Source organism: Solitalea canadensis DSM 3403 (genome assembly GCF_000242635.2).
Classification (GTDB): Bacteria; Bacteroidota; Bacteroidia; order Sphingobacteriales; family Sphingobacteriaceae; genus Solitalea; species Solitalea canadensis.
The window spans coordinates 2,068,787-2,093,044 of the sequence record NC_017770.1 but is presented as its reverse complement, the minus strand read 5'-3'; the positions used below and the strand labels follow the sequence as shown (position 1 = coordinate 2,093,044).

General features: G+C 36.9%; 21 protein-coding genes. 11 read left to right on the top strand and 10 right to left on the bottom strand.

Going from position 1 to position 24,258, the window contains the following annotated elements; genetic code table 11:
• Window positions 1-29: 29 nt before the first annotated feature.
• Together SOLCA_RS08490 and SOLCA_RS08485 are read right to left on the bottom strand one after the other, a co-directional pair.
• On the bottom strand, window positions 30-1,172 hold the full coding sequence (locus SOLCA_RS08490) for a 5-(carboxyamino)imidazole ribonucleotide synthase (protein ID WP_014680034.1): 1,143 nt from the start codon (window positions 1,170-1,172) through the stop codon (window positions 30-32).
• Window positions 1,173-1,281: 109 nt separating this feature from the next.
• Window positions 1,282-1,839, bottom strand: coding sequence for a YqgE/AlgH family protein (locus SOLCA_RS08485; protein ID WP_014680033.1), 558 nt, complete (start codon window positions 1,837-1,839; stop codon window positions 1,282-1,284).
• 162 nt (window positions 1,840-2,001) lie between these two features.
• On the opposite strand from SOLCA_RS08485, the gene pdxH reads away from it, so the two are divergent.
• The 4 genes from pdxH to SOLCA_RS08465 all read left to right on the top strand — a co-directional run bounded on the left by pdxH (window position 2,002) and on the right by SOLCA_RS08465 (window position 5,994).
• Entirely contained in the window at window positions 2,002-2,658 is a 657-nt protein-coding gene (gene pdxH, locus SOLCA_RS08480; RefSeq protein WP_014680032.1) for a pyridoxamine 5'-phosphate oxidase, read from the top strand.
• A 141-nt stretch (window positions 2,659-2,799) separates the two neighbouring features.
• Window positions 2,800-3,300, top strand: a complete 501-nt coding sequence (locus SOLCA_RS08475) for an NADH-quinone oxidoreductase subunit C (RefSeq protein WP_014680031.1) — start codon at window positions 2,800-2,802, stop codon at window positions 3,298-3,300.
• A gap of 90 nt (window positions 3,301-3,390) precedes the next feature.
• Window positions 3,391-4,515: an NADH-quinone oxidoreductase subunit D gene (locus SOLCA_RS08470; RefSeq protein WP_157604696.1), complete on the top strand. Its 1,125-nt coding sequence runs from the start codon at window positions 3,391-3,393 to the stop codon at window positions 4,513-4,515.
• Between the two features lie 117 nt (window positions 4,516-4,632).
• Window positions 4,633-5,994, top strand: coding sequence for an NAD-dependent succinate-semialdehyde dehydrogenase (locus SOLCA_RS08465; RefSeq protein ID WP_014680029.1), 1,362 nt, complete (start codon window positions 4,633-4,635; stop codon window positions 5,992-5,994).
• 93 nt (window positions 5,995-6,087) lie between these two features.
• Here the strand turns inward: SOLCA_RS08465 and SOLCA_RS08460 are convergent, their stop codons facing one another.
• Window positions 6,088-7,185: a S1C family serine protease gene (locus tag SOLCA_RS08460; protein ID WP_014680028.1), complete on the bottom strand. Its 1,098-nt coding sequence runs from the start codon at window positions 7,183-7,185 to the stop codon at window positions 6,088-6,090.
• Complete coding sequence (locus SOLCA_RS08455) at window positions 7,169-7,771, bottom strand: RNA polymerase sigma factor (protein ID WP_042480989.1); 603 nt, start codon at window positions 7,769-7,771, stop codon at window positions 7,169-7,171. Before SOLCA_RS08455 ends, SOLCA_RS08460 begins: the two co-directional genes overlap by 17 nt.
• Window positions 7,772-7,913: 142 nt before the next feature.
• On the opposite strand from SOLCA_RS08455, the gene SOLCA_RS08450 reads away from it, so the two are divergent.
• From SOLCA_RS08450 to SOLCA_RS08435, 4 genes are all read left to right on the top strand, one after another.
• The gene (locus SOLCA_RS08450) at window positions 7,914-8,123 is read left to right on the top strand and encodes a PG1828 family lipoprotein (RefSeq protein ID WP_014680026.1); all 210 of its coding nucleotides are present in this window, start codon (window positions 7,914-7,916) and stop codon (window positions 8,121-8,123) included.
• Window positions 8,124-8,595: 472 nt separating this feature from the next.
• Entirely contained in the window at window positions 8,596-9,657 is a 1,062-nt protein-coding gene (locus SOLCA_RS08445) for a PA0069 family radical SAM protein (RefSeq protein ID WP_014680025.1), read from the top strand.
• Window positions 9,658-9,734: 77 nt separating this feature from the next.
• Window positions 9,735-10,127: a YciI family protein gene (locus SOLCA_RS08440; protein ID WP_014680024.1), complete on the top strand. Its 393-nt coding sequence runs from the start codon at window positions 9,735-9,737 to the stop codon at window positions 10,125-10,127.
• Window positions 10,128-10,282: 155 nt separating this feature from the next.
• A complete protein-coding gene (locus SOLCA_RS08435; protein WP_014680023.1) occupies window positions 10,283-10,726 on the top strand; it encodes a GNAT family N-acetyltransferase in 444 nt (147 codons plus the stop codon).
• 83 nt (window positions 10,727-10,809) lie between these two features.
• On the opposite strand, the gene SOLCA_RS08430 is transcribed toward SOLCA_RS08435, so the two are convergent.
• Window positions 10,810-11,736 (bottom strand): ClpXP adapter SpxH family protein, encoded by a 927-nt coding sequence (locus tag SOLCA_RS08430; protein WP_042480982.1) that lies wholly within the window; start codon window positions 11,734-11,736, stop codon window positions 10,810-10,812.
• A gap of 257 nt (window positions 11,737-11,993) precedes the next feature.
• On the opposite strand from SOLCA_RS08430, the gene SOLCA_RS08425 reads away from it, so the two are divergent.
• Window positions 11,994-12,362 carry a winged helix-turn-helix transcriptional regulator gene (locus tag SOLCA_RS08425; protein WP_014680021.1) on the top strand — a complete coding sequence of 123 codons (369 nt, stop codon included), beginning with the start codon at window positions 11,994-11,996 and terminating at the stop codon, window positions 12,360-12,362.
• Window positions 12,363-12,432: 70 nt separating this feature from the next.
• On the opposite strand, the gene SOLCA_RS08420 is transcribed toward SOLCA_RS08425, so the two are convergent.
• The 4 genes from SOLCA_RS08420 to SOLCA_RS08405 all read right to left on the bottom strand — a co-directional run bounded on the left by SOLCA_RS08420 (window position 12,433) and on the right by SOLCA_RS08405 (window position 19,097).
• Window positions 12,433-15,840 (bottom strand): efflux RND transporter permease subunit, encoded by a 3,408-nt coding sequence (locus SOLCA_RS08420; RefSeq protein WP_014680020.1) that lies wholly within the window; start codon window positions 15,838-15,840, stop codon window positions 12,433-12,435.
• A 79-nt stretch (window positions 15,841-15,919) separates the two neighbouring features.
• The gene (locus SOLCA_RS08415; RefSeq protein WP_014680019.1) at window positions 15,920-17,038 is read right to left on the bottom strand and encodes an efflux RND transporter periplasmic adaptor subunit; all 1,119 of its coding nucleotides are present in this window, start codon (window positions 17,036-17,038) and stop codon (window positions 15,920-15,922) included.
• A gap of 21 nt (window positions 17,039-17,059) precedes the next feature.
• On the bottom strand, window positions 17,060-18,463 hold the full coding sequence (locus SOLCA_RS08410) for a TolC family protein (protein WP_014680018.1): 1,404 nt from the start codon (window positions 18,461-18,463) through the stop codon (window positions 17,060-17,062).
• Window positions 18,464-18,470: 7 nt separating this feature from the next.
• Complete coding sequence (locus SOLCA_RS08405; RefSeq protein ID WP_014680017.1) at window positions 18,471-19,097, bottom strand: TetR/AcrR family transcriptional regulator; 627 nt, start codon at window positions 19,095-19,097, stop codon at window positions 18,471-18,473.
• Between the two features lie 194 nt (window positions 19,098-19,291).
• On the opposite strand from SOLCA_RS08405, the gene purB reads away from it, so the two are divergent.
• Together purB and SOLCA_RS08395 are read left to right on the top strand one after the other, a co-directional pair.
• Window positions 19,292-20,635, top strand: coding sequence for an adenylosuccinate lyase (purB, locus tag SOLCA_RS08400; protein ID WP_014680016.1), 1,344 nt, complete (start codon window positions 19,292-19,294; stop codon window positions 20,633-20,635).
• A gap of 199 nt (window positions 20,636-20,834) precedes the next feature.
• A complete protein-coding gene (locus SOLCA_RS08395; protein ID WP_014680015.1) occupies window positions 20,835-21,395 on the top strand; it encodes a NifU family protein in 561 nt (186 codons plus the stop codon).
• Between the two features lie 168 nt (window positions 21,396-21,563).
• Here SOLCA_RS08395 and SOLCA_RS08390 read toward each other — a convergent pair whose 3' ends face one another.
• Entirely contained in the window at window positions 21,564-24,197 is a 2,634-nt protein-coding gene (locus SOLCA_RS08390; protein WP_014680014.1) for a DUF4961 domain-containing protein, read from the bottom strand.
• Window positions 24,198-24,258: the final 61 nt, after the last annotated feature.

The following is a 24,258-nucleotide window of genomic DNA, read 5'->3' as shown; positions in this document are numbered from 1 at the left end:
CTGTTAATAGCTAACTCCTAACAGCTGATTTATGCTTGTATCTTAAATGTATCTTTTACAAATTTTGCCTTTTCAAAAGCATTGTCGAGATTGTGATCAATGATAGTAACGTGACCCATTTTACGCATAGGTTTCGTTATTTTCTTACCGTACAAGTGCAGGTAAACACCATCCAAGCGGGTAATCTCATTCACCCCAATATATTTAGCTTCTCCCACAAAGTTCTTCTCCCCCAATAAATTAACCATTACAGCTGGTTGCAGTAATTCAGTTGAACCCAAAGGAAGATTAAGGATGGCACGTAAATGTTGTTCATACTGAGAAGTAATGCAAGCTTCAATCGTGTGGTGACCGCTGTTATGCGGACGAGGTGCCAATTCATTAACCAATAGTTCACCACTCTTTGTAAGAAATAACTCAACTGCCAACAAACCTACTATTTTCAGTTTCTCAACTACATCTATGGCTATTTCTTTTGCACGTTTCTCAATTTCAGTTTCGATTTTGGCCGGAGTAAACAGTATATCAACCAGGTTGGCCTGTGGATCAAACTCCATTTCAACCACATCAAAAGCTCTAATCTCGCCAGATGCATTGCGGGCAACTAATACTGCTAATTCCTTATCAAAATCAACCAAGTCTTCTAATATACTTGGGTCATTAAAAGATTTGGGTAGATCATCAACCGATTTAACTTTAAAAACTCCGCGGCCATCATAACCTGCTTTGCGTAGTTTCTGCATTGCAGGGAATTTCTCTGCATAGAGCTTTAACTCCTCACGGTTTTGAATTTTTGCATATGGAGAGGTTGGAATACCATTGTTCTTATAAAAATCTTTCTGAAGTCCTTTATCTTGTATAAGCTCAATAATATGAGGTTGCGGATAAACAGTTACTCCTTCTGATTCCAAACGTTTTAATGCCTCAACATTTACATTTTCAATCTCAATGGTAATTAAATCTAAATTACGACCAAAGTTGTAAACGGTATTGTAATCATTAAAACTGCCTAAATGAAAATTCTTACAAAAATAGCTGCAGGGAGATGCCGGATCCGGATCTAATATTGAAACATCAACTCCGTAATTCATAGCGGGTTGAAGTAACATTTTGCCTAACTGGCCACCACCTAATATTCCTAATTTAAAGTTTGACGAATTGAATGTTTTCACTCACTGGGATTTAATTCCTCAAAAATAGGAATACAATTTAAGAACTACGATTTTAGTCGGATTATTTTAGTAAAAAGAAAGCGAAAAAGAAGTATTTATGAAAAGTTGATCAATTAAATCGTGGATTTTCCGGAAAATTAACGATTACCGCAAATTTTTCTCCTAAGCTTTTCACAGCATGTGCCCATAAAGCACTTTCATTATCACCGAACAGAAACTCTTTTTTTGATTCAGCAACTAACCAAGCATTTTCATCCAGTTCGTTTTGAAGCTGAGTTTCTCCCCAACCTGAATAGCCAATGAAAAAACGAATTTGTCCACGTTCAACCTGCCCTGCCTGAATCATTATTTTCAACAGTTCAAAATTGCCACCCCAAAATACGTCATTACCTACCGGTACACCACCTTCTAAATTTTCAAGAGTATGAATATAATGCAAACTATCATTCCCTACCGGACCGCCAATATATACCGGAAAATCAGTATCTTCAACATCATCGACAAGGTTATCAAGTGTTAATTCAGTTTTCTGATTAAGTACAAAACCCACGGTTCCATTTTCGTTGTGTTCCGTAATATACACAACCGAGCGTTTGAAATTCGGGTCGGCCATAAAGGGTTCCGAAATCAATAATTTGCCTGCGGTGGGTTTTATTGTGTTCAACATATTAATAGCTGTTGCTTACTTTAAGATACTAAATAGAATTAAAATTAGAGAATCAATTAACAACTTGCTTAATAAAAGCGACTTACCTGATGATCCTCTTTTGAAACTTATTTTCATGACAATTGTCATTGTTAAGAACTGTCGAATACCTAATTTTGTTGTATGAGCCTCGAAAAAACAACTCTCGAAAATTTACGTCAGGATTATAGTGCCAAATCGCTTTCTGAAACCGATGTTAAATTAAATCCTTTTGATCAATTTGAAGTATGGTTTAAAGAAGCCATGGATTCAGGAATTATTGAACCTAATGCTTTAACACTCGCAACCGCTACTCCTGATGGAAAACCCTCCTCTCGTGTTGTTTTATTAAAAGGTTTTGATGCTGAAGGCTTTACTTTTTATACTAACTATAATAGCAGGAAGGGGCATGAATTAGCTCAAAACCCTTACGCATGTATTTCCTTTTTTTGGCTTGAATTGCAACGCCAGGTAATAATTGAAGGAATAATAGAAAAGGTTTCAGCTGATGAATCTACACGTTATTATCAAAGTCGACCTAAAGGAAGTCAACTTGGTGCGTGGACCTCTCCTCAGAGCGAGGTAATCACCAGTAGAGAGATGCTGGAAGAAAAACTTGCAGGATTAGAAAAAGAATATGCCGACCATGATGTACTTCCTCGTCCTGAACATTGGGGTGGATATCTATTAAAACCAACGTCTTTTGAGTTTTGGCAAGGACGTCCAAGCCGTTTGCACGACCGTATTCAATATATCGGACAAGCGGATAAAAGCTGGAAAATACAGCGTGTGGCGCCATAATTAAGTGCAATCTCGACTTAAGAGTCGTTTCCATATAATAACCTGGAGAAAATGATCTCACAGCAATGTGAGCATCATTTTCTCTTTTTTATTTTAACCATTACTTCACGTCTTTGCTGTTAAAACATTATTTTTGAAAATATGGAATTTAACGACATCAAACGCTTATTAACGGATAAATTCGGTGAAGCGGTTATTGTTTCGGAACAATCTGACGGACTTCAACCTTCGCTGACCATTAAGCCTGAATTAATAGCCGAAGTATGCCTGGAATTAAGAGATAATGAGCAGACTTACTTTGATTTTCTCTCTTGTCTGTCAGGAGTTGATTATGGCGAAGAACAATCCAAAATAGGTGTCGTTTACCATTTATCTTCCATTCCCTTCAAAAAACAATTGGTATTGAAGGTTGAAAAAGCTTTTGATCGCAATTCGTCAAAGCTTCCATCTTTTCCAACTGTTTCTACCGTTTGGCGTACAGCCGATTGGCATGAACGGGAAGCTTTTGACCTTCTAGGAATTGATTTCGAAGGTCATCCTGATTTGCGTAGAATATTACTTCCGGATGATTGGGAAGGGTATCCACTCCGAAAGGATTATAAAACTGCAGAAACATACAAAGGCATTAAGATAGATTATTAAGTAGGATTGTCGGCATAACATAACTTACGAACCTTGACAAAAGCACTCGAAAAATATTACGATCGGATCACTAATTTAAAGTCGGAAGAAATGATCCTCAATATGGGGCCTCAGCATCCTTCCACCCATGGTGTATTACGGTTAGAACTGATCACCAATGGTGAAATTGTAGTTGATGTAATTCCGCATTTGGGTTACTTACACCGTTGTTTTGAGAAACACTGCGAATCACTCACCTATCCGCAGATTATTCCTTATACGGATCGTATGGATTACATGGCATCCATGAATAATAATCATGCATTTGTAATGGGCGTTGAGCGAATGTTGGGAATCGATAAAGAGATACCTAAACGTGTGGAGTATATACGAGTGTTGGTTTGTGAGTTAAATCGAATTGCTTCGCATCTTATTGCCATCGGAACATACGGAATTGATATTGGAGCCTTTACCCCTTTTATGTGGTGTTTTCGTGATCGGGAACACATTATGAACATGCTGGAGTGGGCTTCAGGAGCGCGTATGTTGTATAACTATATCTGGGTAGGTGGATTGTTTTACGATCTTCCGGTAGGTTTTGAAGAGCGTTGCAAAGAATTTATCGATTACTTTAAACCAAAATTGGTTGAATTGGATGAATTGCTGACGCAAAACCGAATTTTTATAGACCGTACGGCCAATGTAGGGGTTTTACCGTTGGATGTTGCTATAAACTATGGTGTTTCTGGACCTATGCTACGTGCTTCCGGACTGAAATATGATTTGCGCCGGGTGGATGAATATTCAGTTTACCCCGAAATTGAATTTGATATTCCGGTTGGTAAAGGCGAAATGGGAAGTATTGGCGATTGCTGGGATCGTTATAAAGTAAGAGTTGATGAAGTTGTGCAATCGGTTCGCATCATTGAGCAATGTCTCGAGCGATTAACCAAAGAGTTAAAACGTGATAAAGAATTTGATCCAAGAGCAAAACTACCTCGAAAATGCACACCTAAAGCTCAAGATTTTTATGTACGCGCAGAAAATCCTAAAGGCGAATTAGGCTTTTATTTTATTGCTGATGGTAAGCGAGAAATACCATTCAGGGTAAAATCACGTGGACCGAGTTTCAATAATCTTTCCGTTCTTTCCGAAATATCGAGAGGTGCAATGGTGGCGGATGTGGTGGCTATTTTAGGTTCTATAGACATTGTGTTAGGTGAAGTAGATAGGTAAGCTGATTGAGTGTTACGGGTTTCGTGTTAGTAGGTTTTTTATAATTGATCATTTATCCAGGTTGATTTTCAAAAACTGTTTTTATTATCTATTTATATACCTCAAATCTAATCTATTATGCAATCTGTAAATCCCTTAAATGGAGAAGTAATTAAGGATTACATTCCTCATACTGCTACTGAAGTAAACAATAAAATACAATCAGCTAACAAAGCATTTAAAAGCTGGGAAAATACATCTTTTGAAACTCGTTCAGCTTATCTTATAAAATTAGGAGAAGTATTAAGGCATAGAAAAGAAGAACTAGCTGAATTAATGGCGCTAGAAATGGGGAAACCATTGGAGCAAGGAATTGCAGAAGTTGAAAAATGTGCTTTTTGCTGCGATTACTATGCAAAAAATGCTACTTCATTTCTTCAAAAACAACTAATTGATACCGATGCATCTAAAAGCTTTGTTAGCTTTCAGCCTGTAGGTGTTGTTTTGGCTATTATGCCGTGGAATTTCCCCTTTTGGCAAGTATTACGCTTTTTCTGTCCAGCTATAATGGCGGGTAATGCAGCTGTTCTCAAACATGCTTCCAATGTTCCGGGTTGTGCAATGGCAATTGAATCCGTTGTTCGTGAAGCCGGTTTTCCTGAAGGGTTGTTTCACACCATATTAATTGGCTCAAAAGAAGTGGACGCAGTAATTGAACATCCATTGATAAAGGCGGTTACTTTAACAGGAAGTACGGAAGCAGGAAAACAGGTGGCTGCAAAAGCTGGAAGTCTTATAAAGAAAACAGTTCTTGAATTAGGTGGAAGCGATGCCTACATTGTTTTAGCAGATGCTGACATTGATAAAGCGGTTGAAATATGTGTTAACAGCCGTTTAATTAATAGCGGGCAAAGTTGTATTGCTGCTAAACGCTTTATTGTGGTCAAGGAAATTGCTGAAGAGTTTTCTTCCAAATTTCATGCATTAATGAAAAATAAGCACTATGGAGATCCACTTCAAAAAGGTTCTTCTTTGGGCCCGTTGGCAAGGCATGATCTTCGTGATCAATTACATACTCAAGTACATCAAGCGGTGGCTAAGGGTGCTAAATGCACGTTGGGTGGCTTCCTTCCTGAAGGAACAGGAGCTTTCTACCCTCCTACTATTTTAACAGGTATTTCAAAGAGTAATCCAGCTTACCTTGAAGAGTTTTTCGGGCCTGTTGCCTTGTTGTTTATTGCGGAGAATGAAGAACAAGCAATTGATATTGCGAACGATACATCCTTCGGATTGGGTAGTGCCATATTTACAAAAGATCAAGTTCGTGGTGAACAGATTGCCGAAACTAAACTGCAAGCCGGTTCATGTTTTGTAAACGCACAAGTAAAATCAGATCCTCGTTTACCATTCGGAGGCATTAAAGAATCCGGCTATGGCCGTGAACTAGGCTTATTCGGAATCCATGAATTTGTAAATATTAAAACTGTATATGTAGGTTAGATATGAGATATAGGATATAAAAAAAATGGATATAAGTCTATTATATCCATTTTTCATTTTAGAACGTGTTATAAGAAATCTCACATCTAAAATCTAATTATACACTTTTACCATGTACACATAATCTTGTAGTTTTTTGATCTGTTGTGTACGGCTTAAGCCTGATAAAGTATTTTTCTTAGTTACTGTAATCTTGCTTTTTAGGGAATCCTGAGGGATTGAATTGATAAATTTCAACACACTTTGCGAACGGACAGCAAATGTAGCACCTTCCGTTAAGGTTTGTTTACCACTGATCACACCTACTACATTTCCTTTATTATCAACAACCGGGCCTCCACTATTACCTGGGTTTGCAGGAATAGAAACCTGGTACGCAATAGTATCTCCACCAAAACCAGTAGCTGCACTCAGGTAACCTTTACCATAAACCATTTCATCACGAGGGAAACCTAAGGTAAATACTTCTTCTCCTAGATCAGATTTAGACTTTTTGAATGTATAAGGCAATGATCCAAATGATTTGAAGGAAGGATCATCGATTTTTAGTACGGCCAAATCAAACGAAGGATCGCTGTAAACAGTTTTAACTTTATAAGCTTCACCTTTCTCATTTTGAATATAAATCGAATCGGCTCCATTAATTACGTGGTAATTTGTAATCAGGAAACCGTCGGTACTTAATACAAAACTGGTTCCTCCAAATGAACCTGGTGTAGCAGGCATTTTAGTTTTTGTACTATTGATATTACGAATCAATGCATTCTGCGAACGCTTGATTGATTCCATATCTCTTCTTAATGCACTATAAGATGAATTTTGTTTTTCAGAACCTGTATTTTTAGTGATCAATAAAGTTCCAATAACCGTAAAGAAAGCCACAGTTGCTGCAACAGCAATATTAGCGCGGTAACGTCTGAATAACTGAATGATTTTACCTTCTTTAGGTTGAATTGATCCTTTCAGTTCATTAACGTCAATTTCTGAATGGATTGCATTTAATTGAGTACGTAAAGCTCTTCTATTACCCACATTAGTTAGTCGCTGAACAAATTGCTCTTGTTCAACTACCTTGTGATCCAAATCAGCATCTTCTTTACGTAACATATCGAAATTCGCACGCTCCGTCTCCGTCATTTCCCCTTTAAGGTAGCGTTCAATTTCGTTAAATAAGTTAAGATCGCCGTACATATTCTTCTTCCGTTTTTATATTTGCCTGAAAGAAAATCTTCTTCAGACGCATTAAACATTTATACTTTTGATTTTTGGCGTTTTCTGCATTTGTATAACCAAATTTCTCTGCAATATCTTGCATCGACTGATTGTGTAGATAATAATCTTCGATAATCGTTTTACATGGTTCTCCAAGTTTAGCAAGTGAGCCTTCCATTAAATTTAACTGGGCATCTTTTGCTTCGTGGTGTTCCAGATCATCCTCAATCGGAAGAAACTCCTCATAATCGGCTATATTCCCTGCTTTACGGCTCATCGATTTTAATCGCTTTAGCCATAAACGCCTGCACACAGAGTATATGAATGTTTTTAATTTACTGTTAAGCTCAAACGAGCCTGATTTTACTTTGTCATATAAGATAATGATTGCCTCCTGGTAAACATCTTTGGCTTCCTCTTCGTCGCCATTGTTGTTCAGAATAAACTGAAGAATTACCGGGAAATGTTGCTTATAAAGTTGACGCAACGCTTCTTCAGAATCTTTCAGTATTCCCTGGATGATTTCATTATCCGATGAGTATGAATTCTTTATCACTCTGTGCACTATTAATACTTTTAAACGGAAATGGTAACCCAATATTAGGAAAAAAATATTTTAAAAAAATTTTCAATTAGTTGGGTTACCTTTTAACGGATGGGGTATTAATGTCGTATTGAATCTTAAAAATTTTAAAACTAAAACAAAAATGAAAAAAGTATTTGCATTAATGTTAGCTGCTGGTGTATTCGCAGTTGTTGCTTGTGGTGAAGGTAAAAAAGCAGAAGGTTCTGCTGATTCAGCTGCTGTAGCTGTAGATTCAGCTGCTGCTGTTGTTGATTCAGCTGCTGCTCATGTAGACTCAGCTGCTGCACACGTTGATTCAGCTGCTGCTAAAGTTGATTCATTGAAAAAGTAATTAATTCTTACTTAATTAGATTGGCCGTCCTGGTTTTACCGGGATGGCCTTTTTATTTTTAACCGTCCTACCGATGTATTGTCCCTACGGGACATTTCTATTCGCTTCTACAATTTAAAATCCATTGGGGATTATTATTTAAGCAGTCCCGTTAGGGACTACATTTCGGTAAAACTTGAATCTCCTTTTTGTTGTCCTGTTAAGGACAAAACTCATGATAGGGTGCCCCTACGGGTCGATTTTCTTTTTATTATTTATTATCTCTACCGATTATTGTGTCGCTTTTTCGATTGTCTGCCATGGATATATAGATCGGTGAATAATCGGGCAGTCCCGTTAGGGACTACATGTCGGAAAAAAATCATAAAGCCTTTTTCATTGTCCTGTTAAGGACAAAACGCTTAGAGAAAGAGGCATTGCTTTTTTACTAAATTCCATATCATGAATACTAAAAATATTAGTATATTTAAGTATGGAAGAGAAGGAATATTTTAAAGGAAGAGGTGCTCAGTTAAACACTAAAAATCCATATTTAAAGCAAGAATATGTAACTGAGCATATTGAGGGCTTAGATGAACCGTTATTAGAAAACTCCGCTACACAACTTTTCAAAGAAACAGCAAAAAAAATAGTGAACAAGGTAGAGAGTCAGGATCTGCCTTTTATGTATTCAATGAACCCCTACCAGGGCTGCGAGCATGGTTGTATTTATTGTTATGCCAGAAATGCACACCAATATTGGGGCTTCAGTGCAGGTCTGGATTTTGAACGAAAAATCATTGTTAAGCACAATGCCGCTCAATTGCTAGAAAAAACTTTTCAAAGTAAAAATTGGCTGCCCTCTCCTATTGTACTTTCCGGTAATACAGATTGTTATCAGCCAATAGAACGAAAGCTAAAAATAACACGATCGATGTTAAAGGTTCTTTTAAAATATAGAAATCCGGTCAGTATCATTACAAAAAACAACCTGATTCTTCGTGATACAGATCTGCTTACAGAGCTTAATGAGCTGAATCTTGTACATGTTAGCATTTCCATTACAACTTTAAATGAAGATCTCAGGCAATTATTGGAACCACGAACGGTTACAGCTAACGGGCGTTTACAGATTATTGAGAAACTAGCTCAATTAAATATTCCTACAAGAGTGATGGTTGCTCCCATTATTCCCGGATTAAATAGCGACGAAATGCCTTCTATAATAAAGCAAGCTGCAAAGGCGGGCGCATTAGGAGCCGGATTTACGATTGTGCGCCTAAATGGAGCTATTGGTGAAATTTTTACAGATTGGATTTATAAAAGTTTTCCGGACAGGGCTGAAAAAGTACTGAGTCTGATCGCTCAATGTCATGGTGGAACGATCAACGATAGTCGCTGGGGGCTCCGGATGCATGGTGACGGTGAAGTAGCAGAGGCTATTGCCAATTTGTTCAAAATATCAGTTAAAAAATATTTCAAGGAAAAAGATCTCAGAGAGTTTGATCTTTCACATTTTATAAATGATCATAATAGTCAGTTATCAATGTTTTAAGTACTCGGTTGTGTGCAATATCTTTTGTATTTTATAGGTAAGTTACTAGTTTCAAAATCAACCTAATTAATGATGTTATGAAAAAGATTATGACCTTATCGATATTACTTTTATCGTTTTTGACAATCAACACCTTTGCTCAGGAAACCAAAAAACTAACGGATGGTGAAATGAAAACTTATTACCTCGTTTTATTAAAAAAGGGGAATAATCGGTCTCAGGATTCTGTAACAGCGATGCAAATTCAGACGGGTCACATGGCACATATTAACAAAATGGCTGCTGATGGAAAACTAAATATAGCAGGCCCTTGTTTAGATGATAGCGATTTACGCGGAATCTTTATTCTGAATGTGACAAGTTTAGAAGAAGCTAAAGCACTTACAGAAGCAGATCCGGCGGTAAAAGCAGGACGATTGATCATGGAGGTACATCCGTGGATGAGTCAAAAAGGCGCAAGTTTGAAATAATAGTTATGATTTTTTAGTATGAAGAAGATCAGGAACTTGATGTAAATCAACTAAACATTAAAATTGGATTAAAATCTAAAATAATTTTATCTTTGCGCCGCCTAAATTTTTCGCTCTCTCGGTTGAATAATTTAAGATTTGAACTGTACGGCGTCATGCGTGTAAAATTCATTCAGGCAGAAGAGACATTTCCTCTTCGCCAACAAATTTTGAAGCCAGGTTGTGCCCTGACTTCGTGCTATTTTCCAAAAGATAATGAGCCAGGAACATTTCATTTGGCTGTAATTGAAAATGAGGAGGTTATAAGCATTGGTTCTTTTAATCGATGTAATTTGCCTTTTTTCGGGGAGACGGTGCAATATAACCTTAAGGGAATGGCTACATCAAATGCTCACAGGGGCAGGCATGCAGGCAGCGAATTAATGAAATATGCATTTAAGCATTTACAAGATAAAGGAATTGAACTTTTATGGTGTAATGCGCGGGTTTCGGCGGTAGGCTTTTATGAGAAATTAGGATTCACACCAATTGGTGATGAATTTGAGGTTGAAGGAATAGGTATGCATCAAACCATGTATATTAAGTTTGCTGATCAATAGAAAGGACTAATTAATTCAATACAAAAGCGGAAGGTGTATACTTTCCGCTTTCTTTTTAGCTCATAATCTTTTGAGAATCCCCCCTAATTGCTGGTAATTAAAGTCCAGATAGAACCATTTTTAGTAGTGTGTTTTTTCAAATATCCTTTTACTACAAGTTCATCCAATACATTTTCACATTTTACCCTGGGAGTATTAGAAAGCTCAGAAAACTCTTTTGCAGTGAGTGAATGGTAGTTGGTAAAAAGCGCTTTCCAATCTTGGTTATATACACTTTTTTCAGCCTGAGGAAACAATTTTAACAGTGAATTTTCATATAATGTATAGGGTTTGGAACCATAAACAACCTCTGTTTTTCCTTCTCCATTTAAAAAAAATAGTGTTGGAAATCCCCGAACGTTGTACGCTCTTGCTAATTTCAAGTCTTCCTCAAAAAGGTTTTTTGCTTGACCTTCAAAGTCTGTTTTTAGTTTATTTACATCAAGACCTGTCTTTTCTGCTGCCATAGAAATTTGTTCCCATTTGGAAATGTTTTTCTTTTGTAAGAAAACCATCTCCCTCATTTCTCTCATAAACAAGATTGCTTTCTCGTTACTTTGAAGTTGAGCAGCCTTGAATGCAATAGAAGGTGGATAGGAAGAATATAACGGATCTTCTAACCATACATCACCGTCAATAGGCATATCATAATAAATACTTACTTCGTCCCAATGGTGGGCCACATCTGAAGGTTTACTTATTCCTCCACTGTTATAACTCCAATCCGGCAATAAGCCTCCCATGTGGTAGTCTACTTCGATATGGTTACCGTACTCTAATTTCAATTTTCTTAATTGAGGTTCAATCCCCCAGCAAGATGAACAAATTGGATCGGTAAAATAGATGAGTTTTACAGGTTTCTTCGCTTTTTGAGTTGATATTTTTTGTAGTGAAGTATTATCTGGTATTCCGCAAATACCCTCTACCGGATCGCAAATTAGCGGATTGTTTTTTACTGAATCTGTTGTCATATTGTTGTTAATGTTTGTTTGTGCCATACAACTGTATAATGAGGGGAACAAAAAAAGTGTACATAGTAATTTGCTTTTTATCATTTTAAACAAGTTATGTGGAGAATTAGGTATTAGTTCCTTTTAAATTGTAAGGACGATGCAAAGCTAAAGGCAATTAGTTTACAATTGCTATCGATTTCCTTTTAGAAACTACTTTCCAATAGGAAACCAACTGGCAATTCTATTTCTTTGTAGAGTATTAGATTACGAATTGTATGAAAAAGGAAGCTATATTAAACAACAATACGATTTGCAAAGCACGAATTAATGCTATTAAAGACACGATGGAAATACTTTCAGGCAAATGGAAGTTCCATATACTCGGCACATTACTGTTAGGGGATAAATTGCGTTTTATGGATTTGCTGCGAGAAGTTGATGGTATTGGGGCGAAAATGCTTTCCAAGGAATTACAAGATATGGAAATGAACCATCTTATTAGCCGAACTGTGTTCAATACCAAACCTGTAACGGTGGAATACGAAATTACTGAATACGGTAAAACGTTACGTCCTATTATAGACGAAATTGCCAAATGGGGAATTGCCTACCGAAATGCTCTTTACAACAAATCTGAAGGATAAAAAAAGCCCTCCCGCATACACGGGAAGGCCGACAAACACAAAAAATAATTTATTAAGTGAATTGATTCGCTTACTCAGCTAATTCAAATTCTTCTTTTCTATTTTTCTTCATTTTTCCTTTGATCCGTGCTTTAGCACTGTAAACAAGGTAGTACATAACCGGCACCAAGATCAAGGTAAGGAAGGTTGCAAATGCTAATCCGAAGATCATTGTCCATGATAAAGGTCCCCAGAAGGCAACACTATCTCCTCCGAAGAAGATTTTAGGATTAAGCTCCGTAAACAAGGTTACAAAATCAATGTTAAAACCTACTGCTAATGGAACCAAACCTAACATGGTTGCACATGCAGTAAGAATAACAGGAGTCATACGAGTTCTTCCTGCTTCAATAATTGCCTCTTTGAGTTCCATGCCTTGTTCTAACAATAGATCAGTAAACTCAACCAATAAGATACCGTTACGAACCACAATACCGGCTAAGGCTACGATACCAATACCTGTCATTACGATGGAGATATCCATCTTAAATAACGAGAATCCTAATAACACACCAGTGATACTGAATAAGATCTCTGAAAGAATGATAGCAGGTTTTCCTACCGAGTTAAACTGAGTTACCAGAATTAAAAAGATCAAACCTAATGATACCGCCATTGCAGTCATTAAGAATGCTCCTGTTTCAGCCTGATCTTCCTGTTCACCGGTCATTTTGATGGTAATTCCCTGTGGCGTATCGAAATCAGCAATTGCATTTTTAATTTCGCCAACCACCTCATTGGCATTGTACTCACTTAAAACGTTTGAGGCAAGAGTTACCAAACGTTTCTGATCTTTACGTTTAATACCCGCATATGAAGTTGAATAACGAATATCAGCAACAGATGACAATGGAATTTGTCTGACAGCTCCTCCCATATTCATATCACGGTAAGTGATCTTCATATTCATCAATGAGTTGATATTATTTCGCTGATCTTCTCTTACCCGGATTTGAATTGGGTAGTCATCCTTGTCATCTCTGAATTTAGAGGCTTCATAACCAAAGATTGCGGTACGAAGTGCAAGTCCAATTTGCCCGGTTGTAATTCCTTCCCTACCAGCTCTTTCACGATTGATATCAACCACAATCTCCGGTTTATCGCTTTCAAAATCCGACTTTAATTCTTCAACACCGCCGATCTGTTTTTGATCGAGATATTTCTTAAGATTACCTGCAGTTGATGTCAATTCATCAAAATTATCACCAGCAATTTCAATATTGATAGGTTTACCGGTTGGTGGACCGCTTTGTTCCTGATCTACAGATATTTCTGCTCCCGGAATCCCTTTTACTGCGTTACGGATTTTGTCCATGTATTCACGAGTCGATTGCCCGTTACGTTTCGCAAATTCAACAAATGCGATTCCAACTTTACCCAAGTGTGGTTGTGCATTATTCCCTGACATCTGATCTTCATTAGCACCGATTGAAACGTTTGAAATAACCGATTCAACAATTGGGTCCATCTTGCCACCTTTGTCCAGTACTTTAAAGATTCGCTTTTCTACAACATTCGTAATAGAGTCAGTATATTTCTGATCGGTACCTATAGGCATTCGAATATAAGTATAGATGAAATTAGGATCACTTTGCGGGAAAAACACCACTTTAGGTTTTCTAATGCCTGTGAAAACGAAAGAAAATACAAGTAATGCTAAAGTTCCAATTAGCAATAATGCAGGTTTAGAACCCTGAAGAGCCCATGTTACCAGGTTTTTATACTTATCTTGAACAGCAGGCCAGCGTTTTTCCTGGAATGTTTTAATTACTCCAGTTAAAACAAATCTGTTTAAAGAATACAATGCAAACAGAGTCAGGATAAAGTTACCCATTCCCATTGAACCACCCAAGTAGAACGATATTGCAAGTGCCACAAAAATAGCGGCTGTAATTTTATAGCCTTTGGTTAATTTCTTAGATTCTTCATGATGTTCGTCTGTATGAGGCTTCATAAAATCAACAGCAAAAACAGGGTTGATAATATAAGCTACTACTAGCGACGCCAGGAGCGTTACAATTAGTGTAATAGGCAAATAGAACATGAATTTTCCAATTACCCCTTGCCAAAATGCCAATGGAATAAACGGAGCAAGCGTAGTTAATGTACCTGATAATACAGGTAAGAATACTTCTCCTGTGGCCATTTTAGCGGCCTGTTTGATCGGTATTCGCCCATTATCAAAGATCCTGTGTGTATTTTCAATTACCACAATCGCATCGTCAACAACAATTCCCAGCGCAAGCAGGAAGGAGAATAATACGATCATGTTTAAGGTGAAACCAATCCACGGCATAAAAAGAAATGCGATGAACATTGATAATGGAACTGATGATGCAACGAATATCGCATTGGTAGTTCCCATAAAGAACATCAGAATTACCGTTACCAGGATAAAACCGATGATAATGGTATTGATAAGGTCGTGTAATGTCACACGAGTCTGATCAGACTGATCACCGGTAATTACAACCTTAAGGCCTGGAGGAAAATTGTTTTTTTCCATATCCTTAACGATCTCGTTGATCTTATCTGATGCATTAATAAGATTTTCTCCACTTCGTTTGATAACGTTCAGCGTGATAACGTTTTTGCCATCTAAGCGTGCATAACTCTCTTTTTCCTTGTAATCATCCTTCACATCAGCAATATCCTTTAAGAAAACAGTAGCACCGGAAGCACCTCTGATAATAATATTGCTTATTGTTTCAGCATCTTTAAACTGACCGTTAACACTCAAGGTGCGTTTCATGCCGTCCATGGCCATTAAACCACCCGTAATATTTGCATTTTCGCGAGCAACCGCTACGTTAATATCATCAAAGGTAATATTAGCCGCTTGCATCTTATACATATCTACATTGATCTGTATTTCACGATCAAGCGCACCAACAAGATCGACACGGGTAATCTCATTCAGCCCTTCAATTCGGTCTTGTAAGTCTTCGGCGTATTGTTTCAAAGTAACCAAATCATAATCGCCTGAGATATTGACGTTCATGATCGGAATCTCAGAAACATCAATCCGGATAACTTGTGGTTGACGTGTTAGGTCATTAGGAAGGTCATCTCCTGCTTTGTCTACTGCGTCTTTAACTTTTTGTTGGGCATCATCGACGTCGACATCAGTATTAAATTCGACAATCACGTTAGAAAAGTCCTGTACTGAATTACTGGTTACTTTTTTAACACCTGAAATCGATTTAACTTGTTTCTCAATTTGCTTGGTTACCAGATTCTCCATATTAACTGGAGAAACTCCCTGGTAAACAGTTGCTATATACATTTGTGGAAATACTACCTCCGGGAATTGCTCTTTTGGCAATTTCATATAGGCGAAAATACCTGCAAGGGAAATGATAACGGTGAGTACATAAATACTCGTTTTGTTATCAATAGCCCAGCTTGAAGGCTTAAATTCTTTAAATACGTCTTTCATTTTCTTGAGATTTTGGATGTGAGATATGAGACATGAGATCTATACAGAGTTCCATATTTCAAATACTCAGACAAAATGATTAAAATTTAATGGCTTCGTCGTTATTTAAGCCTTGGTAACCAACTGTAATTAATTTTTCACCTTCTGTTAATCCACTAAGGATTTCAGCCTGGCTATTGTAAATTTTACCAACCTTTACTGCTTTTTTCTTCGCCACATCTTTTCCCTTATCTTTTTCCGCCACAAGCACAAATGTTTCGTTATTAACGTTTTGAACGGAGTTTACCGGAACAGCAATTGCATCTTTAACTGAATAGTCGACAATTTTCATTACAGCAACCATATTTGCTCTGTAGGCAGCATCTGAAGGAAGTTTAGCTTCAACGGTAAACGAGCGAGTTAATGGATCGATTGAACGACTTACGAAACTAACTTTCGCATTGATTTCTTTATTTAAGTCCGGAAACAACACAACAACTTCATCTCCCTGTTTTACATTTGACGCATAACTTTCAGCAACTGTCGCTCTTGCCTTTAAGTTAGAAGCATTTACGACTCTAAATGCTGGTACACCAGGTGAAGCAGCATCACCTAATTTCGCAATTACCGCATCAACAGTACCATTAATCGGTGATTTAATTTTCGTTAAATCAATCTGATCATTCATAGCGGACAGCTGACGTTCCAATCCTTCTTTAGCACTTTTTGCTTGTAAATATTGAATTTCAGTACCTATTTTCTGATCCCATAATGCTTTTTGGCGATTGTAAACGGTATTAGCTAATGCTAAATTGGTTTTAATAACCTCAATCTGACTTAATAAAACGGCATTATTTAACTGAGCCAAAACTTGTCCTTTTTTAACAGATTGACCTTCAGTTACGTATATATTGGTAACAGTTCCTGGAGCTTGAGCTGAAACGTTCACGTTTTCAATTGCTTCAACTTTACCCTGAATATCGATATAATGTTTGAAGTTAGACGTAGCAACATTTGCGATTTCTACATAGCGAACTTTTTTGTTAGCAGTGGTATCTGTTTTAGCTAACTCCTCTTCTATTTTTTTAATTTTTGCAGAAATTTCTGACTGTTCTTTTCTAAGATCCTCTAATTGAGTTTTTTTGTCTGGAGTTTTACTTCCACAAGCGGCCATTAAGCCTGCCAGAGCAATAACCGATAAAGATTTATATGTATTCATTTGTGTAGCTTTTCTAAGTGATTAATTAAAATTTCCCATTGCCTTTTGCAATTCGATGTATGATAGAATTGCATCGTAAATTGCAGTGTAGTAATTGTTTTGAGCGGTTCGTAAATCAGATTCGGCGGTGGTTACCTCTAAACTTGAGCCAACTCCCTGGTTGTATTTAATTTTGCTTACCCGTACTACCTCTGACGCCAGGTCCATATTTTTCTTCTGGTTTTCTACCTGGTCTTTATTATTCTGAAAAGTAATTGCGTTGGTTCTTAGATCCAATGCAAGTGTATTTTTCAGATTAACCAAGTCATTCTCGGTTTTGCGAAGATTAAATTTAGCCTGATTAATACGTTGCTGACGCTGACCACTACTCCAGATTGGAATAGTAAAGTTTACACCAACAATATTGGTTGGGAAAAACTTTTTAAATGTTTCATAAAAAGCGTCATTTTGACCTGTTTGGCCAAAGCTTGCAAAAGCTCCTACACTCGGAACATAGGCTAATTTATAGCGTTTAAGATCATACTCCAATAATCTTTTTTGGGTTTCCAGCAAAGAATATTCAATACGGTTTTCCACTTTAACTTCTGCTAAATCAGGAAGTACAGCATCTAACGCCATATCTTCCAGTTTTTGATCAACGATAAGCGTTTCTGTAATCGGCATGCCCATCTGAAATTTTAACAGGTTTGTGTTGAATTCAGACAAGCGATCAATGTTTTTCTTTTGCGTTTCAGCGTTATTTAAAAGTACCTGCAATCGATCCACATCAATTTTTTCTGCCATTCCAGATTTATTCAATGCATCAGTTTGTTTTAAAGTCTCTGTTAAGCGTTCAATGGTAGATGCTAAAGTATTTTGATAAGCATTATAAACGATCACGTTATAGTAAGCTTTTGATACTTCAATACGTGTATCTATTTGAGTGCGTTTTACATTTTTTGTAGATAACTCTTTATAAACACCAGCTGCTTTCAGTCCCATTAAATAGGTACCGTCAAACAAAAGTTGTGAAATGGTTAAACTAGCAGTAAAGGTGTTTTTAGTACCGAATTTTGCCGGAAAAGTTTGGCTAAGATCATTAGGCATGGTAATGGCGCTTCCACTTCCGTCTTTAACACCTTCTTTTTCTAATACCCCGTATACAGCCGGACTTATAAAGTCGGGAATATAGGTAGTAGGTATATCTATAAAGTGTTGGAAGTTAGCAGAACCTTCTATCTGTGGTAAACCAATTCCAATAGTTTCCTTAACTTTTGACTTGGCGATCTCTTCATCCAATTTTGCATTCAGAAGTGCATTCTGATGTTCATACGCGTAATTGAGGCAATCCTCCAGCTTGAACACATGAGTTTTGGGTTGCTCCTGTGCCCATACGTTTCCGGCTGTTAAAACACCTGCAACAATAAGTGTTAATATAGGTTTCATATAATTGTTATTCGTCTTCGTTAACTTGTAGGTATTTATTTATTAGTTTATGTCCTTTCAGTGTTACAATGCCATGCATGTAGTGATTAGTAAGATGAAACATCGTTTCAGTTATATCGAATTTGCCTGAAGGATAATACATCGGATTAAAGACATTTGAAATCTGGATAACCCTCATGTGTGCTAGTACTTCATGGTTCATTCCTTTACGATAGATCCCTAAGTCCACTCCTTTCTCCAGATTGTCGAGCAAATTTTGCATCATACAATCATTCTTAAAGGTTTCGAATAAAGCCCATGCATGCGGATAATATTTCTGCAGATCATAAAACATGCTTGGATTTATAGGCTTAAGCATTTTCTCTATTTGTTCTAAAACAAGAAATATCTCATGGATTGGATCTTTTGCTTTATCAGATGCTACTTTCAACTCATTTTGATGCTGCGTTAAAACGGTTTGCATTAATTGAGTAAGCAAATCATCCTTATCATTATAATAGAGATAAATTGTTTTTTTTGACATTGCCAACTCCTTAGCGATGTCGTCCATAGTGATACTTTTCACTCCGTAAGTACTGAACAGTTTATACGAAGCTTCAAGTATGCGCTGACGTTGTACTTCTTCTTTTTCCATGTGCTATTGTATACCAAAACTATGGAAACATTTTCAACTTCAAAAGTTTCCTTAGTTTCCGTAACGTGATTTTTACATCTTTTGCACAATAAAACAAATTACTTGTTTAAACACTAAAGCAGCTTTTGCTATTTTATAGCAAGAATCTGCCAGTTTTTTGGCATCTTTGCATCTTCAAAAATTTCTTCCTTATTATGTTGGTTAATACACTTACAGCAATATCTCCGGTTGATGGCAGATACAGAAATGCTACTCATGAACTGGCTGCTTATTTTTCTGAAGCCGCACTGATCGAATACCGTGTTCGCATTGAAATTGAGTACTTTATTGCTCTTTGCGAATTACCGCTACCTCAGTTAGCTGATTTCGACAAATCACACTATGAATCATTACGTGATATTTACAGGGATTTTAGTGAGGATGATGCTGAACAGATAAAAGAGATTGAAAAAACAACCAATCATGATGTTAAGGCTGTTGAATACTTCATTAAGGAGCAATTTGATGAACTTGACCTGGAGAACTATAAAGAGTTTATCCATTTTGGATTAACCTCTCAGGATATCAATAATACAGCTACACCGCTATTATTTAAGCATGCCATTGAACGAGTATATCTTCCTGAGCTCACTAAAATGCTCGATCGCTTGAAAGAACTCCGTGCCGAATGGCATGGTGTTTCAATGATGGCTCGTACGCATGGGCAACCGGCCTCTCCTACCAAATTAGGTAAAGAGATTGGTGTTTTTATAGAGCGTTTTGAAGCCCAGCTTAATTTACTGAAAACAATTCCTTTTTCAGCAAAATTTGGTGGTGCCACCGGTAATTTTAATGCTCACAAGGCAGCATACCCTAAATCTGATTGGATTGCTTTTGGAAATAAGTTTGTGAACGAACAATTAGGATTAACCCGTTCACAATTAACTACCCAGATTGAACATTACGATAATTTTGCTGCTCATTGCGATAATTTAAAGCGTATCAATAATATTTTGATTGACCTTGACCGAGATTTTTGGACCTATATTTCGATGAATTACTTCCGTCAGAAAATTAAAGCAGGCGAAATTGGATCATCAGCAATGCCACATAAAGTGAACCCGATTGATTTTGAAAACTCTGAAGGAAATTTGGGTATTGCCAATGCATTATTGGAACACTTTGCTGCCAAATTGCCTATTTCTCGTTTACAGCGTGATTTAACAGACTCAACTGTACTGCGTAATATTGGTGTTCCATTAGCACATAGTGTAATTGCATTTAAGGCCACTTTAAAAGGCTTAAATAAACTATTGTTAGACAAGGCTACCATCGATGCAGATTTAGATAATAACTGGGCTGTAGTTGCTGAAGCTATTCAAACCGTATTACGTCGTGAAGGTTATCCAAAACCTTATGAAGCGTTAAAAGAATTAACCCGCACCAACGAGCAAATTAACGAGCAAAGCATCAAAGCATTTATCGAAACATTAAATGTTAATGATGCTGTTAAAGAGGAATTGAGACAGTTTAGTCCGCATTCTTATACAGGGTACTAATTTTTAACCGCAAAGGTATAGAAGGTTTTAATATTATGAGAAGCAGTTTCATTAGCAAGAAGCTGCTTTTTTTTTTGCAAACCGTAATGATTAAAAACTTCTTGGCGTCTCTGCGTCTTTGCGGTTAAACAGAATTTTTAAATTTCTTAAAACCTTTTTTGTTTATCTTTGTACTTATTCTAAATAAAATCCATGTGCAATGAGTTTAACAGCCACTGTAAACGTATATACTGAAATAACGCCGAATCCGGCAACCATGAAGTTTATCACCAATAAGTTATTGATAAACGGAAGTAAAGATTTTGCCACAAAAGAGAGTGCTGAAGATTCTCCTTTCGCACGTGAATTGTATAAATTCTCATTTGTAGATGGTGTTTTCTTCGCAAGTAATTTTGTAACCGTTACTAAAGTTGCAGGGTCTGACTGGGAAGACTTGATTCCAATTCTCAAGGAATTTGTGAAAGGTGCTGTTGAGTCAGAACTGAAAATTGTTGATGATCATAAAGAAGAAGTTGCGTTTGAAGGAACTGAAATCGAAAAGAAAATTCAGCAAATTTTACACGATTATGTTCGTCCGGCCGTAGAGCAAGACGGAGGTGCGATCCACTTTAAATCTTATGACGAAGGTGTGGTAACAGTTGTTTTAAAAGGTTCGTGTAGCGGTTGTCCGTCATCAACCATTACTTTAAAAGCTGGTATTGAAAACTTACTAAAACGTATGGTACCTGATGTAACAGAAGTTGTTGCTGAATCAATGTAATACCGAATAGTTTAACTTAATAATATAAAAGGTTCTGTTGCAAAAAGACCTTTAATTGAAAAGCCCTGCATGCAGGGCTTTTCTTTTTTTATTTCCTGTTCCGTCCTGAAATAAGTTGACACAACAAGAGTTAACTATATGAAAGATCATTCATCCAATTAATTCGACTTAAAGATTAATAACGGTACTGGTATACACATGATACTCTCCTGGCTGTAACACGGTATTATAGGTGGTTGTTGGCAGGTTAATTGTCCCTGATCCGGAACCAACATATTCATACCAGGTTCCTGCTGCCGGGAACGTTACATTTGCCTGCTGCTCTACAACATCAAAATTTGCAATTACAACCATTTTGGTAGTAGCAGACTGGATAATCAGGTATTTTACAGCCGTATTGTTAACTGCAGATGTATAGGTTGCATTTTGCAAAGCATCTGTTTTTGTTTTTAGCTTTATCAGTTTTGCAAATACATTCCGCAATGCTTTTCTGTTTGGATCACTGTAGTAGTTCCAGAGAATTGGCTTCTCTCCAGTTCTCCCATTTTCTCCAATACTTATATCATAACCTAACTCACCAAACTGCCATAGCATATTTGGACCCGGAACTGTAAACAAAAATGAAGCAGCTGCTTCTTGTCGCTTTAATCCTGTTGCTATGTTTTTTACATTATAAGTTCCATTGGAAGCACCATAACTTTTGTTTTTAAACATTAAGCGTTCTTCATCATGACTTTCCATGTAAGTAACAAGGTTAGGCTGACTAAAACCATGTGAAATATAATTAGCTCTTGATAGATCAGCATTATCATTGTAATACCCCATTGAATTTTGGTTATACTGATGATTCATATTATTCCACAATATTATACCTTCATTAGCTAATTCCTTTTCTTCCTGATCTACACCAAGATGTTCAAGGATCACATAAAAGTTAGGATCAATGCTTTTGATATAATTGTTATAATCTTTCCAGATTGCGGTACGACTTGCATCATAAGCACTCCAGGCAGTAACATTGGAATGAGAATCGTCTGTTCCTGAGTTTTTCTGCGTAAATCCTTTAGAAAGGTCGAAACGGAAACCATCCACTTTATACTCTTCCATCCAGAATTTCATTACATTCTTAGTGAAATATTTTGTATCGGCGCTTTCGTGGTTAAAATCATATCCTACGTTGAATGGATGAGTAGCAACCTGGTTAAACCATGGACTTTCTATTGTTGGCTTGCCTGCTTTAGTATCAAAATATAACTGAACCATTGGCGACTGCCCAAACGAGTGATTCAGCACCATATCCAGGATAACCGCAATGCCTCGTTTGTGACATTCATCAATTACTTCCTTCAACATATTTTTGGTTCCGTAATATTTATCTGGCGAGAAATAAAAGCTAGGATTGTATCCCCAACTTGAATTATTTTCAAATTCATTTACAGGCATTAATTCAATGGCATTTACCCCCAAACTTGAAAAATAATTTAATGTATCACGCAAGGTTGAGTAACTATGGCTCGACAGAAAATCGCGCATGTGTAATTCATAAATTACCAGTTTTGATTTTTCTGGACGAGTAAATGTTGTATTCTTCCATACATAAGCCGGAACGTTACTTTGAGCCACACTTACTATACCAGTAGTTTTGCCTGATGGATAAGCTTTTAAGGAGGGAAATACCCCTATTGGTATATCTTTATCGTTATATGGATCAAGGGTAAGTTCTGAATATGGATCGGCTATTTTCAATGATCCGTCTACCATGAATTGATAACCATATTTTTCACCCGCAGTTAACCCATCAACCTGAACCCACCAGCGTTTACCATCCGGAGTCTTTTTCATAAAACCTTTTACATCCAATTTCCAGTCGGTAAAGTCACCGGTAACAAACACATTTTGTTTTCCTGGAGCAAACAAAGTAAAGATCGCAGACGTTCCCCCATTCAGATAAGTAACACCATCAGGATTAGCTCCTGAAGGAAGTGCAGCAACTTCAACTTGTCCTTTAACAGTAATTGCAAATTTCTGTTCAGCTGATTTTCCACCTGAACTAATTACAGCTTTGATCTCATTTTGTCCTGACTTGGTCAATGCAACATCAGTAGTCAAAGTAGATACATTTTCCGCTGATTTTACTTCTGTACCGTTTACTGAAATAGTTATTTTACCTGCTGCAGAGGCTACAGCTGTCATTTTAACGCTTTCACCAATTGTTTTAAGAGGGCTCGCAATTTCAGGATTATAAAATGGGTTAAATTCAGGATCAATAAACCTGATGCCTAAATTTCCGGAAGGATTTATAGGAAGATAGATATCACTTGCATCAATGTTTCTACCCGAAATTGAACCGTCTGAATTTTTAAAGAGCATCGCCAGCTTTAGTATTTTCTCTCCTACAGGAACATTGTAAAAAGTTCGAGGTGTTAATTTTATCTGGTATTTATTTTCAGAAAGTCGAGTTAACTTGGCGTTAGGATCTGCCTCACCAAACTTAGGACTCTTTCCATATTTCCAATCAGTTGCACCGGTACTTTTATCAGTAATAACACCAGTCCATATGTAAACATCTCCTCCAAAACTCTTTAGACCCGCATTTCCTTTATCAGCATTAAAAATCAAGGTAACTTCTTTGTCGTCTGTTGGAAATGCCGGACTGTAAGCAATAACAGCTTTTTCATCTAAGGAATTAGACTGTTCGGTTACAGGAGGCGTTGGTGTCGGTTCCGGATCATCGGTTGATTTTTTACAGGCACTAATTATCACTAAAGCCAATAAAAATAATAACCATTTATATAGTTTCATGTTGTTAGTAGTAGATAATTCAAGGTTAGAAAACAATAAAAAAGCCGCCAATTTGCTTAAG

Coding starts and splice junctions, on each gene's coding strand:
- SOLCA_RS08485 (WP_014680033.1), bottom strand. CDS start 1,839: ATGTTGAACACAATAAAACCCACCGCAGGCAAATTATTGATTTCGGAA.
- purB (WP_014680016.1), top strand. CDS start 19,292: ATGTTGGTTAATACACTTACAGCAATATCTCCGGTTGATGGCAGATAC.
- SOLCA_RS08470 (WP_157604696.1), top strand. CDS start 3,391: ATGATCCTCAATATGGGGCCTCAGCATCCTTCCACCCATGGTGTATTA.
- SOLCA_RS08410 (WP_014680018.1), bottom strand. CDS start 18,463: ATGAAACCTATATTAACACTTATTGTTGCAGGTGTTTTAACAGCCGGA.
- SOLCA_RS08430 (WP_042480982.1), bottom strand. CDS start 11,736: ATGACAACAGATTCAGTAAAAAACAATCCGCTAATTTGCGATCCGGTA.
- SOLCA_RS08435 (WP_014680023.1), top strand. CDS start 10,283: ATGCGTGTAAAATTCATTCAGGCAGAAGAGACATTTCCTCTTCGCCAA.
- SOLCA_RS08395 (WP_014680015.1), top strand. CDS start 20,835: ATGAGTTTAACAGCCACTGTAAACGTATATACTGAAATAACGCCGAAT.
- SOLCA_RS08465 (WP_014680029.1), top strand. CDS start 4,633: ATGCAATCTGTAAATCCCTTAAATGGAGAAGTAATTAAGGATTACATT.
- SOLCA_RS08425 (WP_014680021.1), top strand. CDS start 11,994: ATGAAAAAGGAAGCTATATTAAACAACAATACGATTTGCAAAGCACGA.
- SOLCA_RS08475 (WP_014680031.1), top strand. CDS start 2,800: ATGGAATTTAACGACATCAAACGCTTATTAACGGATAAATTCGGTGAA.
- SOLCA_RS08445 (WP_014680025.1), top strand. CDS start 8,596: ATGGAAGAGAAGGAATATTTTAAAGGAAGAGGTGCTCAGTTAAACACT.
- SOLCA_RS08405 (WP_014680017.1), bottom strand. CDS start 19,097: ATGGAAAAAGAAGAAGTACAACGTCAGCGCATACTTGAAGCTTCGTAT.
- SOLCA_RS08450 (WP_014680026.1), top strand. CDS start 7,914: ATGAAAAAAGTATTTGCATTAATGTTAGCTGCTGGTGTATTCGCAGTT.
- SOLCA_RS08415 (WP_014680019.1), bottom strand. CDS start 17,038: ATGAATACATATAAATCTTTATCGGTTATTGCTCTGGCAGGCTTAATG.
- SOLCA_RS08440 (WP_014680024.1), top strand. CDS start 9,735: ATGAAAAAGATTATGACCTTATCGATATTACTTTTATCGTTTTTGACA.
- SOLCA_RS08390 (WP_014680014.1), bottom strand. CDS start 24,197: ATGAAACTATATAAATGGTTATTATTTTTATTGGCTTTAGTGATAATT.
- SOLCA_RS08420 (WP_014680020.1), bottom strand. CDS start 15,840: ATGAAAGACGTATTTAAAGAATTTAAGCCTTCAAGCTGGGCTATTGAT.
- pdxH (WP_014680032.1), top strand. CDS start 2,002: ATGAGCCTCGAAAAAACAACTCTCGAAAATTTACGTCAGGATTATAGT.
- SOLCA_RS08460 (WP_014680028.1), bottom strand. CDS start 7,185: ATGTACGGCGATCTTAACTTATTTAACGAAATTGAACGCTACCTTAAA.